Origin of the sequence: Sphingomonas sp. CFBP8993 (assembly GCF_034044895.1) — a bacterium.
In the GTDB taxonomy this organism is placed as follows: domain Bacteria; phylum Pseudomonadota; class Alphaproteobacteria; order Sphingomonadales; family Sphingomonadaceae; genus Sphingomonas.
Window position 1 is genome coordinate 275,146 of the sequence record NZ_JAXCWU010000002.1, and the last position, 12,046, is coordinate 287,191.

Below are 12,046 nucleotides of genomic sequence, written 5' to 3' on the forward strand. Positions count from 1 at the left end.
AGGGCTTACAGCGCCCCCAGGTCGATCGGCCCGTCCTTGTCCAGCCACTGCCCCGCCTCCGGCATCGGGTATTTCAGCCCGGTGGCGCAGTTGAACAGCACGACGCGCTCATCCTCGTCGACCAGATTGTCGCGCACCGCCTGCTTGTACGCCGCCAGCGTCGCGCCGCCCTCGGGGCAGAGCAACAGGCCGTCCTTCTTCGCGCAGTCCTCCACCGCCTTCAGGATCGCAGGGTCACCGACCGCCAGCGCCGCGCCGCCGGACTCGCGCACCGCACGCAGGATCAGGAAGTCGCCGACGGCCTTCGGAACCCGAATCCCCGCCGCCACGGTCGCTGCATCCTCCCAGCGTTCGGCATGCTCCTCGCCCGCCTCATAGGCGCGGACGATGGGCGCGCAGCCGCTCGCCTGCACCGCATACATGCGCGGCCGCTTCGATCCGATCCAGCCCAGCCGCTCCATCTCGTCGAACGCCTTCCACATGCCGATCAGGCCGGTGCCGCCGCCGGTTGGATAGAAGATCGCATCGGGCAGTTCCCAGCCAAGTTGCGCGGCCAGTTCCAGCCCCATCGTCTTCTTGCCCTCGATCCGGTACGGCTCCTTCAGCGTGGAGAAGTCGAACCAGCGCCCCTCCGTCGCGCCGCGCCCGACGATCGCGCCGCATTCGTCGATCTGGCCGTTGACCCGCCAGACGCGGGCACCCTGCGCGGCGATCTCGCGGACATTCACTTCCGGCGTTTCCTCCGGGCAGAGGATTACCGTCTCGATCCCGCAGCGCGCGGCATAGGCGGCCAGCGCCGCGCCCGCATTGCCGTTGGTCGGCATGGCGATCCGCGTCACGCCAAGTTCGCGCGCCATCGCCACCGCCATCACCAGCCCGCGCGCCTTGAACGAGCCCGTGGGCAGCCGCCCCTCGTCCTTGACCAGCACCGATCCTCCGCCCGAACGCGGAATCGGGATCAGCGGCGTCTCGATCTCGCCCAGCGACACGATGCTGTCGGTCCGCCGCACGGGCAGCAGTTCGCGCCAGCGCCACAGATCGGTTTCGCGCGCGGCGATCGCGTCGCGCGACACCGCCCGGCCGAGCGCCTCCAGGTCGTAGCGCACCAGCAGCGGTCGCCCGGCGCGCGACAGGCCGTGGAGCCGGTCCGCCTCGTAACGCTCGCCGGTCAGCGAGCATTCCAGATGGGTGACGAAGGTCGGGCGGTCTTCGGTGAGGTTGCGATTCATGGGGTCAGCCTATCGGCCGAAACCGCCCGGCGCCATAGGCTTAGCCCGGTGTCGCCGCCGATCCGGCGAGCAGGCCGCCGTCGATGGTGAATTCCGAACCGGTGATATAGGTCGCCTCGTCCGAGGCCAGCATGACGGCGATCGCCGCCACCTCGTCCGGCTCGCCGAAGCGTTTCAGCGGCGTGTCGGCGACCAGCGCGGCCATCTTCGCCGCGCGGTCGGGCCCGTCGCCCAGCATCGGTCCCCAGATCGGGGTCAGGATCGCGGCGGGGTGGATCGAGTTGCAGCGGATCCTCCACCCTGCCTGTGCGCAATAGAGCGCGACCGTCTTGCTATGGTTGCGGATCGCCGCCTTGGACGAGGCATAGGCTGCGGCTCCGGGAATGCCGACCAACCCCGAGCGCGACGAGATATTGATGATCGACCCCGCACCCGCCGCCTTCATCGCGCCGATGGCATAGCGACAGCCGAGGAACGTGCCGTCCAGATTGACCCGGTGCACCGCGCGCCAGTCCGCAAGGCTGGCATGTTCCGGGTCGTGGGGCACGAAACCGTCCTCGAACCCGGTGATCCCGGCATTGTTGACGACGACGTCGGCGGTGGGAAGGGCCTGGGCCAACCGGGTCCAGTCGGCCTCTTCGGCAACGTCCAGCCGCTCGAAGCGACAACCGAGCGCGTCGGCGGCGGCCCGGCCGGAGTCGGTATCGCGATCGGTCAGGATGACGGTCGCGCCTTCGTCGTGAAAGCGGCGGGCGATGGCGTAGCCGATCCCACGCGCGGCGCCGGTGACGACGCACGTCTTGTTGTGCAAGCGTTGCATAAATCTCTCGAAATGATGGGGCAGGGGGCGGATCGTGCCGCCGATAAACGTCTGTGCCGCGTCAGCGGTGACGCTGGATCATTTCGAACGCTCCCGGGGTTGGGTGGGGGACTTTTACCACCGATCGGCCTCCCCTTCATCTCTTTTTTGTTCGCGCGGAGGCGCGGAGACGCAGAGGTGTCCCGCCTGGCCGCAGGCTGCTTTCATCCACAAAAGACCGGCTTTGTCTTCCGATCGAGAGGATGGAGTACGGTGCGGCAGGTCCAGACACCTCCGCGTCTCCGCGCCTCCGCGCGAACAAATTACCGCCCCGCAATCTGCCGGTCATGCACCCGCGACAGCGTCACCACCGCCGTCACCGCACCGATCAGGCACATCAGCATGTCCCATTGCGTGTCCCAGGGATCGCCTTGCGTCCCCAGAAACTCGTCCGCGCCCTGGCCCAGCGCCATCGCCGCACCGAATTCGACCAGTTCATAGGCGGCGCTGACCGCCAGGCAGCAGGCGATCACCAGGACGGTCAGCAGCGCGCCGCGCGCCAGACCGCCCCGCCGGATCAGCGCTTCGCGAAAGACGATGGCGGGCACGAAGCCCTGCGCGAAATGGCCCAGCCGGTCATAGGGATTGCGCGCCAGATGCAGCCAGTCCCGCACCCAGTCCCCGGCGGGCACCCGCGCATAGCTGTACGCGCCGCCGAGCATCAGGATCAGGCCGTGAATCCCGATCAACGCCAGCGCCAGCCCGGTCAGCGGAAAGCGGTGTCGCAAGCCCCAGAGCAGCGGCAGCGCCACCAGCACCGGTGCGACCTCCATCCACCAGGTCGCCCGGTCGAACGGCTGCGTCCCGGAGGTGATCAGCCCCACCACCCAGACCGCGCTCAGCAGCGCCAGTCGCATCCCGCTCCCTGTCATCGGCCCACCGTCATGCCGCGACGATAGCGGCGGGCGAGAGCAGGGCAAGCGCATCCCGGTTGCCCCGGCCCGCCCGGGATGCGAAGGGCGGCCATCCCATCAGGACAGGCCCGCCATGATCATACGCAGCGACGAATTTCAGGATGTCGAGGTGCCCGGCAGCGGCGCGATGCGGATGCACCTGTTCCGCCCCGCGGTCGACGGGCGCTTCCCCGGCATCCTCCTGTTCTCCGAAATCTATCAGGTGACGGCCCCCATCCGGCGGCTGGCGGCGATGCTGGCGGGGCAGGGCTATGTCGTCGCGGTGCCCGAGGTCTATCATGAATATGAGCCCGCCGGCACGGTGCTCGCCTATGACAAGCCCGGCACAGACCGGGGCAACGACCTGAAATTCACCAAGCCCGTGTCCGCCTATGATGCCGATGCGAGGGCGGCCCTGACCGCGCTGGCCGCGCACCCGGCGTGCAACGGACGGCTGGGGACCTTCGGCGTGTGCCTGGGCGGGCATCTGGCGTATCGTGCGGCCCTCGACCCGCGCGTGGGGGCGGCGGCGTGCTTCTATGCGACCGACATCCATTCGGGCTCGCTGGGCGAGGGACGCCATGACGACAGCCTGGCGCGGATGGACGCGCTGAAGGCCGAGACGATGTTCGTCTGGGGACGGCAGGACCCGCACGTCCCCTATGCCGGGCGCGAGGTGATCCGGGCGCGGCTGGAAGAGGTGGGCGCGTCCTATGAATGGCATGAGGTCGCGGGACAGCATGCCTTTCTGCGCGATGAAGGGCCGCGCTATGACCCGGCGTTGTTCCTGCAGGCGATGGGCTGGACGCTGGCGCTGTACGCACGCGCGCTGCGCTGACTGACGGCGACTGACGGGGGGCGGCCGGATCGGTCGCTTTCCGTTGCGGCGGCGTATTTCTTTGCCGAAGTTTAACGACTTGTGACCATTATGGGCGGAAACAGAGATGCTTCCCGCCTTATGCTGACTCGCTTATCATCGCGCCGCCGTCCGGGCACGACGCGTTCGATCCTGTCGGATCGGCGAGGGGCGACGATCGTCGAGTTCGCGCTGGTCGCGACACCCTTTATCGCGCTGATCCTGGCGATCCTCCAGACGAGCCTGGCCTATTTCGCGCAGGAAGCGCTGGAAAGCGCGGTCGAGATATCGGCGCGCAGCGTGGTGACGGGCCAGGCGCAGTTCGCCGATATCCAGTCGAGCGGCCAGGGCATGACCCCCGCCCAGCTGGCCGAGCGGTTCCGCCAGGCGGCGTGCAAGGGGCTGCCCGGCTTCATGTCGTGCGCGCGGCTCTATGTCGATGTGCGGAGCGCGGGGTCCGGCACGGTGCCGGGCGGCGACGGCCTGGCGCTGACCTTTGACCAAAATGGGAAGCCGACCAATGCCTTTTCCTACGACCTGGGGGCGCAGGGGTCGCTGGTGATGATCCGCTTCATCTATCTCTGGCCGATGCGGATCGCGCCGTCCGCCGACCTGTCGGGGGCGAGCAGCGGCCAGTCGGTGCTGATGGCGACATCGGTCTCCAAGTCGGAAGCCTATAGCTGATGCGCGTGATCGCGAAGATGCGCGCCCGGGCCGGGCTTGCGATATTGCGCGACCGACGCGGCGTGGCGATGGTGGAATTCGCGCTGGTGCTGCCGGTCATGCTGCTCCTGTATCTGGGCGGGGTGCAGTTGCAGGATGCCATGTCCTGCAAGCGCAAGGTGACGATCACCACCCGCGCCGCCGCCGACCTGGTCGCGCAGAACACGACCGGCACGACCACGGCCGCTGAAATCCAGGCCAATCTGCTCGCCGCCGCGCAGGTGATGCAGCCTTATGCGCCCGCCACGGCGCAGATCAGATTGACCGAGATCACGACCGACAGCCAGGGCCGGACCTTCATCATCTGGAGCCGTGGGCAGAACACCTATCCGTATCCGCGTGGTATACGGGTGCGGGTCAACCCCGCGATGAGCGCCCCGGGCAGCAGCTTTCTGGTCGCGCAGGTCAGCTATGACTATCGCCCGGCCGCGACCTTCGGCACGTTCGGCTCCATCAGACTCGACGACATCATATGGATGGTCCCGCGCAATACGGACCAGATCGCCTGTTCGGATTGCTGACCCTCATGAACCTGTCCTTCCTTCGCGCCGTGTCCGGCGTGCTTCGGCATCGCCGGGGCGCGGTGATGATGATGTTCGCTTTGGCCCTGCCGGTGCTGGTCTTCTCGATCGGCATGGGGATCGATTACGCCCGCGCGATGAAGGCGCGGACGAAGCTGAATGCGATCGCCGATTCCGCGGCGTTGTCCGCCGTCAGCAAGACCGCATTGGGAATGAGCGACGACGCGGCGGTGGCCTATGCCCTGCGTGTCTTCAACGCTCAGGCCACCAGCCTCGTCAATGCGGGCGAGATCGCCATCACGAACGTCGCAATCACCGCGCCGACCGACAATATGGGGCGGCGCAATGCCGTGGTCACTTACACGGGCACGTCGAACAACGTCTTCGCCGCCATCCTGGGGGTGAACACGCTCGCCATCTCGGGCCAGTCCCAGACGACCAACGCGACCGCGCCCGACATCGATTTCTACATGCTGCTCGACGTGTCGAGTTCGATGGCCTTGCCCACGACCAGCGCCGGGCTGGCCAAGGTGGCGGCGAGCAATTCGCAGAAATGCCAGTTCGCCTGTCATTCGACCAATGACCTGACCGGCCGGGATGCGAACGGCAACGTCACCGATCTTTACGGCGTCGCCAAGTCCTATGGCCTGAACCTGCGCATCGACGAGGAGGGGGCCGCGCTTTCGAAGCTGGCGGACACGGCGACCAGCACGTCCAGCAAGAACGGTGCGCAATACCAGATCGCGATCGCGACCTTCCGGGGGAAAGGCGGCTTTGCCATTCTGCAGGGCAAGACGCCCCACATGGCGGACGCGGCGAGCAAGTCGAAGGATTTGAAGCCTTCGTTATTCTACAAAAACGGATGCCCGACATCGGCATGCCAATCGACCGAAGTCGGTTTCCGGGATACCGATACCGGCACCAGCGACGCGATGGACCAGATCAACAGCCAGTTGATCACCGCGCCCGGCACCGGCATCGGCACCGCCGCGGCGCAGGGGGTCATGTTCATCGTCACCGACGGGATGCGCGACGAATATCGCGCCAGCGGGGTGCCCGAGATTCCGCTCGAAACCGCCAAATGCGACATGATCAAGGCGCGCGGCATTCGGATCGCGGTGCTCTATACCGAATATCTGTCCGACGCGCTGACCGGTGATCCCTGGTCCGAGAAGAACGTCGCGCCCTATCTCTACAAGATCGAGCCCGCGCTCCAGGCCTGTGCGTCGCCCGGCCTCTATACCAAGGTGTCGACCGATCAGGATATCGCGGCGGCGATGGGTGCCCTGTTCCAGACCGCCGTGGCGACCGCGCGCATCACCCGGTGACGCGCGCAGCCGGGATTATCCCGCGAGTGCCTCGACCTGTTCGGCCAGTTCCAGCCAGCGCATCTCGGCCTCGTCCTTGTCCGCCCGCGCCTTTTCGATCGCCTTCATCAGCCGGTCGAACTGGGCGGGGTCCTTGGCATAGAGATCGGGGTCGGCCAGCTTGGCCTCGTCGCGCGCGATACCGGCTTCCAGCTCCTCGATCCGCTTGGGCAGCAGTTCGTAATCGCGCTGGTCCTTGTAGCTGAGTTTGGTCTTCGCCTGGGCAGGCGCGGCGGGGGAGGGCGTGGCCTTGGCGGCGGCCTTCTTCGCCTCGGGCGCGGCCTTGCGCTTGGCGACCCAGTCGGCATAGCCGCCCGCCACCACATCGACGTTGCCCGACCCGTCGAGCCCAAGCGTCACCGTGACCGTGCGGTCGAGAAAGTCGCGATCGTGGCTGACGATCAGGACGGTCCCCTCGTAATCGCCGATCACCTCCTGCAACAGGTCGAGCGTCTCCAGGTCCAGGTCGTTGGTCGGCTCGTCGAGCACCAGCAGGTTCGATTCCCGCGCGAACTCGCGGGCGAGCAGCAGGCGCGAGCGTTCACCGCCCGACAGCGTCCCGATCTTGGCCTCGGCCAGCGAGGGGTCGAACAGGAATTCCTTCAGATAGCCGTGGATGTGCTTGCGCACGCCGCGCACGTCGATCCAGTCGCCGCCATCGGCCACGACCTCGCGAACCCGCTTTTCCGGCGCCATCAACTTGCGCTGCTGGTCGATGATGATGCCGTCCAGCGTCTTGGCCAGGAACACGCTGCCCTCGTCGGGCTGGATCTCGCCGGTCAACAGGCGCAGCAGCGTCGTTTTGCCCGCGCCGTTCGAACCCACGATGCCGATCCGGTCGCCGCGCGTGACCTTCAGGGTCAGGTCCTTGATGATCGTGCGGTCGCCGTAACGCTTGGTGACATGCTCGGCCTTGATGACCTCCTTGGTCTTCACGTCGTCCGACGTGATGCCGAGCTTGGCCGCGCCCTGCGGCCCGATCATCGCGGCGCGGCTGGCGCGCATCTGGACCAGCTTTTCCAGGCGGCCCTGGTTGCGCTTGCGCCGCGCGGTCACGCCGCGGTGGAGCCAGTGCTCCTCGATCTTGAGCTTGGCGTCCAGTTTTTCGGCGGCGCGCTGTTCCTCGGCATAGACCTGTTCGGTCCACGCATCGAACCCGCCGAAGCCGACCTCGTTGCGGCGCATCTGTCCGCGATCGAGCCACAGCGTCGACTTGGTCAGCCGGGTCAGGAAGGTCCGGTCGTGGCTGATGACGACGAACGCGCCGGTGAAACGCTTCAGCCAGTCCTCCAGCCATTCGATCGCGGCGAGGTCGAGATGGTTGGTCGGCTCGTCGAGCAGCAGCACGTCCGGGTTCATCGCCAGCGCGCGCACGATCGCGGCGCGGCGACGCTCACCGCCGCTGGCGGTCGCGGCGTCGCGGGTCAGGTCGATGCCCAGCTGTCCGGCGATGGCATCCGCCTCATAGGCTTCGGGCGCATCGTCGCCTGCCAGGACATAATCGGCCAGCGTCTTGCACGCCGTCAGGTCGGGGTCCTGTTCCAGATAGACGACATGGGTGCCCGGCACGATCACGCGCCGTCCCTCGTCGGAATCGATGATTCCGGCCATCAGCTTGAGGAGGGTCGACTTGCCCGCGCCGTTGCGCCCGATCAGCGCCAGCCGGTCGCGCGGACCGACATGGATATCGAGATGCCGGAAGAGCCAGCCCGAGCCTTGAACAAGGCCCAGGTCTTCGTAGGAAAGAACGGGTGCTGCCATGATAAGTGGCAGTTAGGGGCGGATCGGGAACCCGGCAAGCGCCCCATGCGCTGTCGCGCCGCTGTATGATCCATTCAGAGGCTGTTCAACGGTTGCCCGCTATGCCAGTTTCATGCCGATGACCGTCCTTCTGGCTCTGCTCGCCGCACCGATGGGCTCGCCGCCGATGATCCAACCGCCCCTGGACGTGGGTGGCGATCAGCGTCGCGGCGACCAGATCCGCGCCTATCAGCAGCGCAAGGAAGGCAACCTGTCGCTGCGCGAGATCGAGGCGCGGGTGGTGCCCACCATGCGCGACTCGCAGTATATCGGCTTCGACTATGATGCGGGTGCGGCGGTTTACACGCTCAAATTCCTGCGCAATGGCACGGTCATCTGGGTGGAAGTGGACGGCCGCACGGGCAAGGTCATCGGTCGGACCGACGGCTGATGGCCGTGTCGTCCGGCACCCCAATGAATTTACAGGGAGTTTTGCGATGCGCGTTCTGATCGTCGAGGACGAGCCCAATCTCGGCCAGCAGTTGAAGAATACGCTGGAGGGCGCAGGCTACGCCATCGACCTCGCCACCGATGGCGAGGAAGGGCATTTCCTGGGTTCGACCGAAAGCTATGACGCGATCGTCCTCGACCTGGGCCTGCCCGAGGTCGACGGGCTGACGGTGCTCGATCGTTGGCGGAAAGAGGGCAAGACGACGCCCGTCCTGGTCCTGACCGCGCGCGACAGCTGGTCGGACAAGGTCGCCGGGCTGGACGCGGGCGCCGACGATTACGTCGCCAAGCCGTTCCAGACCGAGGAACTGATCGCCCGGCTTCGCGCGCTGATCCGGCGCGCCAGCGGCAACGCCTCGTCCGAGCTGACGGCGGGCGACGTGCGCCTCGACACCCGTTCGGGCAAGGTCACACGGGCTGGCGAACCGGTGAAGCTGACCGCGCAGGAATATAAACTGCTGTCCTATCTGCTCCATCACAAGGGCAAGGTGGTCAGCCGCACCGAGCTGATCGAACATATCTACGACCAGGATTTCGACCGCGATTCGAACACGATCGAGGTGTTCGTGACGCGTATCCGCAAGAAGCTGGGCCAAGACGTCATCACCACCATTCGCGGCCTGGGCTACAGCCTGGACGACCCGGCGGCGGGTGCACCGACCGGCGGGGCGGCCTGATCGGCCATTCCCGGTGAAGGACGGACCCATCATGCGCCCGACCCTGCGCACGGGCTCGCTGTCGCGCCGCATGATCCTGATCGCCGCGGGGTGGATCATGGTCCTGCTGGCGGGCGGCGGCTTTGCGCTCGACCGAGTGCTGGTGTCCGCCGTCACGCAGAATTTCGACGATCGCCAGGCCTATGTGCTGAAGTCGCTGCTGGTGTCCGCCGGGATCGATTCGAACGGCGAGGTTTGGTTCAATCGGGAGCCCGCCGATCAGGGGTTTCTGGAGCCTGGCTCGGGCATCTACTGGCAGGTTTCCGGCAAGGGCTATGACCCCTTTCCGTCACGGTCGTTATGGGATCGGCGACTTGCTTACGGCCCGGTACGGAGCGACGACGACATCCACGTCTATACCAGTACCCAGTTCGCGGACGAAAAGCTGCGCATCGTCGAGCGTGACGTAAAGCTGCCCGGATCGAATGTCCGCTGGCGCTTTCAGGTGGCCCAGCGAACAACGGAACTCGATGCGCAGGTCAGCGCGCTGCGCCGCATCCTGATCCGCAGCTTCGCGCTGCTGGGCGTCGGCCTGCTCCTGATGGCGGCGATGCAGACCTTCTACGGCCTCTACCCCTTGCGCCGCGTGCGTGATGAGATCGCGGCGATGCGTGCGGGCAAGGCGGACCGGGTGTCCGACGCGATGCCCAACGAGGTCGCGCCGATGGTCGAAGAGCTGAACGCGCTGATCGAGCATAACGAGAAGCAGGCCGAGGAAGCGCGCCGTCACGCGGGAAATCTCGCCCATGCGCTCAAGACGCCGCTGACCGTCATCATGAACGCCGCCACCGCGCAGTCCGAGGATCTGGCCGAGACCGTGATCCGCGAGGCGCGCACGATGCGCCGCCAGGTCGACCATCACCTGGCGCGTGCCCGTGCGGTCGGGCGGCGTGGCTCGGCGCATAGCCGCGCGGAGGTCTGGCCCAGCCTGCAATCGGTCGAGCGTGCCGTCGGCCGCCTCTATCGCCATGTCCGCATCGATATCGACGGCCCCAAGGATCTGGTCGTCCATGTCGAGCGACAGGATCTGGACGAGATGCTCGGCAACCTGGTCGAGAATGCGGCCAAATATGGCGGCGGCAGCGTCTTCGTGACGGTCGGCGCGCAGGCGGGCTTTGTCGAAATCCTGGTCGAGGATGACGGCACCGGCATCCCCGAGAATGAACGCGTCCGCATATTCGACCGGGGCGTCCGGCTGGATACGGGCAAGCCGGGCACGGGTCTTGGCCTCGCCATCGTCCGCGACGTGGCGGAGATTTACGGCGGCACCGTCTCGCTGGAGGAGAGCGAGGACCTGGGTGGCCTGCTGGTGCGGCTCAGGCTTCCGGCGGCGGTGGGGTGATTGCGGTTCGCGCGGAGGCGCGGAGGGGGGCGGACGCGCGGTGATGTAGGGATTTGCCCATCTTCGGTGGGCATAGCCGTCAACCGTAACTATTCCTCCCCTGCAAGGGGAGGGGGACCATCCGAAGGATGGTGGAGGGGTGTCGTCCCTATCGAGAGCGGGACACCCCTCCGTCAGCGCTCCGCGCTGCCACCTCCCCTTACAGGGGAGGAATAACGGGGAAGCGGACCGCCGATCCAACAAGCCAGACCCCTCCGCGTCCTCCGCGCCTCCGCGCGAACCAAGATCAGGCCGCCACCGTCTCCAGCGCATCCATCGCCCGCGCCGCGATCCCGATCGAGCGTTTGCGCGCGTCGTGGTCGAAGATCGAGCTGACCACCATCACCTCGTCCACCTTGGTCCGCTCGATGAAGGCGGCGAGTTGGCGTTCCACGGTGGCAGGCGCACCGATCGCCGAGCAGGACAGGACGTGGTCGAGGATCGCCGAACCCTGCGCGCCCAGGCTCTCGCGATAGCCGGGGACGGGCGGGGGCAGCTTGCCGGGGCGGCCGGTGCGCAGTGCGACGAAGGCCTGTTGCTGCGAGCTCGCCAGGAACTCGGCCTCTTCGTCGGTGTCGGCGGCGAAAACGTTGAAGCCCGCCATTGCATAGGGCTTGTCGAGCACCGCCGATGGCCGGAAGTCGCGGCGATAGACGGCCAGCGCATCGTCCAGCGCGTCGGGCGCGAAGTGCGAGGCGAAGGCATAGGGCAGGCCCAGTGCGGCGGCGAGCTGCGCGCCGTAGAGGCTGGATCCCAGGATCCACATTTGCGGCTTCGCGCCCGCACCGGGTGTCGCGACGATGCCGGTCTGGCCGTCATCGGCGAAATAGCTTTGCAGCTCCATCACGTCGCGGGGGAAGGCGTTGGGATCGCTGTCCAGTGTCCGGCGCAGTGCGCGCGCGACGCGCTGGTCCGATCCCGGCGCGCGGCCCAGCCCCAGGTCGATGCGGCCGGGGAACAGCGCGTCGAGTGTCCCGAACTGCTCGGCGATGGTCAGCGGCGCATGGTTGGGCAGCATGATGCCGCCCGCCCCGACGCGGATGGTCTTCGTCGCCTGCGCGACATGGCCCAGCACCACGGCGGTCGCCGCCGACGCGATGCCCGCCATGCCGTGATGCTCGGCGGTCCAATAACGGTGAAAGCCGACCGCCTCGGCATGAACGGCCAAGTCGGCGGCATTGGCCAGCGCCTGGGCCACGGTGCCGCCCTCAATGACGGGCACCAGATCGAGCAGGGAATAACGTGTCATAT

At 67.0% G+C, this 12,046-nt stretch carries 12 protein-coding genes and 1 pseudogene; 8 read left to right on the plus strand and 5 right to left on the minus strand.

Going from position 1 to position 12,046, the window contains the following annotated elements:
- Positions 1 to 5: 5 nt before the first annotated feature.
- From SOM26_RS04480 to SOM26_RS04490, 3 genes are all read right to left on the minus strand, one after another.
- Positions 6 to 1,229 carry a threonine synthase gene (locus SOM26_RS04480; RefSeq protein ID WP_320451536.1) on the minus strand — a complete coding sequence of 408 codons (1,224 nt, stop codon included), beginning with the start codon at positions 1,227 to 1,229 and terminating at the stop codon, positions 6 to 8.
- Between the two features lie 40 nt (positions 1,230 to 1,269).
- On the minus strand, positions 1,270 to 2,049 hold the full coding sequence (locus SOM26_RS04485; RefSeq protein ID WP_320451537.1) for an SDR family oxidoreductase: 780 nt from the start codon (positions 2,047 to 2,049) through the stop codon (positions 1,270 to 1,272).
- A gap of 302 nt (positions 2,050 to 2,351) precedes the next feature.
- A complete protein-coding gene (locus SOM26_RS04490; RefSeq protein WP_320451538.1) occupies positions 2,352 to 2,960 on the minus strand; it encodes a DUF2238 domain-containing protein in 609 nt (202 codons plus the stop codon).
- A 175-nt stretch (positions 2,961 to 3,135) separates the two neighbouring features.
- Here SOM26_RS04490 and SOM26_RS04495 point away from each other — a divergent pair.
- The 5 genes and pseudogenes from SOM26_RS04495 to SOM26_RS04510 all read left to right on the plus strand — a co-directional run.
- Positions 3,136 to 3,750 (plus strand): annotated as a pseudogene (locus tag SOM26_RS04495) (dienelactone hydrolase family protein); the annotation flags it as partial.
- Position 3,751: 1 nt separating this feature from the next.
- The gene (locus SOM26_RS17615) at positions 3,752 to 3,823 is read left to right on the plus strand and encodes a hypothetical protein (RefSeq protein ID WP_414712020.1); all 72 of its coding nucleotides are present in this window, start codon (positions 3,752 to 3,754) and stop codon (positions 3,821 to 3,823) included.
- 116 nt (positions 3,824 to 3,939) lie between these two features.
- Positions 3,940 to 4,521, plus strand: coding sequence for a TadE/TadG family type IV pilus assembly protein (locus tag SOM26_RS04500; RefSeq protein WP_320451540.1), 582 nt, complete (start codon positions 3,940 to 3,942; stop codon positions 4,519 to 4,521).
- Positions 4,521 to 5,081, plus strand: a complete 561-nt coding sequence (locus tag SOM26_RS04505) for a TadE/TadG family type IV pilus assembly protein (protein WP_320451541.1) — start codon at positions 4,521 to 4,523, stop codon at positions 5,079 to 5,081. The genes SOM26_RS04500 and SOM26_RS04505 overlap by 1 nt, the downstream gene beginning before the upstream one ends.
- 5 nt (positions 5,082 to 5,086) lie before the next feature.
- Positions 5,087 to 6,409, plus strand: a complete 1,323-nt coding sequence (locus SOM26_RS04510) for a TadE/TadG family type IV pilus assembly protein (RefSeq protein WP_320451542.1) — start codon at positions 5,087 to 5,089, stop codon at positions 6,407 to 6,409.
- Between the two features lie 15 nt (positions 6,410 to 6,424).
- On the opposite strand, the gene SOM26_RS04515 is transcribed toward SOM26_RS04510, so the two are convergent.
- On the minus strand, positions 6,425 to 8,209 hold the full coding sequence (locus SOM26_RS04515) for an ABC-F family ATP-binding cassette domain-containing protein (RefSeq protein ID WP_320451543.1): 1,785 nt from the start codon (positions 8,207 to 8,209) through the stop codon (positions 6,425 to 6,427).
- Between the two features lie 112 nt (positions 8,210 to 8,321).
- On the opposite strand from SOM26_RS04515, the gene SOM26_RS04520 reads away from it, so the two are divergent.
- The 3 genes from SOM26_RS04520 to SOM26_RS04530 all read left to right on the plus strand — a co-directional run bounded on the left by SOM26_RS04520 (position 8,322) and on the right by SOM26_RS04530 (position 10,756).
- Positions 8,322 to 8,639: a hypothetical protein gene (locus SOM26_RS04520; RefSeq protein WP_414712010.1), complete on the plus strand. Its 318-nt coding sequence runs from the start codon at positions 8,322 to 8,324 to the stop codon at positions 8,637 to 8,639.
- 46 nt (positions 8,640 to 8,685) lie between these two features.
- Positions 8,686 to 9,375, plus strand: coding sequence for a response regulator transcription factor (locus SOM26_RS04525; RefSeq protein WP_320451545.1), 690 nt, complete (start codon positions 8,686 to 8,688; stop codon positions 9,373 to 9,375).
- Between the two features lie 70 nt (positions 9,376 to 9,445).
- Positions 9,446 to 10,756 (plus strand): sensor histidine kinase, encoded by a 1,311-nt coding sequence (locus SOM26_RS04530; RefSeq protein ID WP_414712021.1) that lies wholly within the window; start codon positions 9,446 to 9,448, stop codon positions 10,754 to 10,756.
- A gap of 286 nt (positions 10,757 to 11,042) precedes the next feature.
- Here SOM26_RS04530 and SOM26_RS04535 read toward each other — a convergent pair whose 3' ends face one another.
- Positions 11,043 to 12,044 carry an LLM class flavin-dependent oxidoreductase gene (locus tag SOM26_RS04535; protein WP_320451547.1) on the minus strand — a complete coding sequence of 334 codons (1,002 nt, stop codon included), beginning with the start codon at positions 12,042 to 12,044 and terminating at the stop codon, positions 11,043 to 11,045.
- Positions 12,045 to 12,046 lie beyond the last annotated feature (2 nt).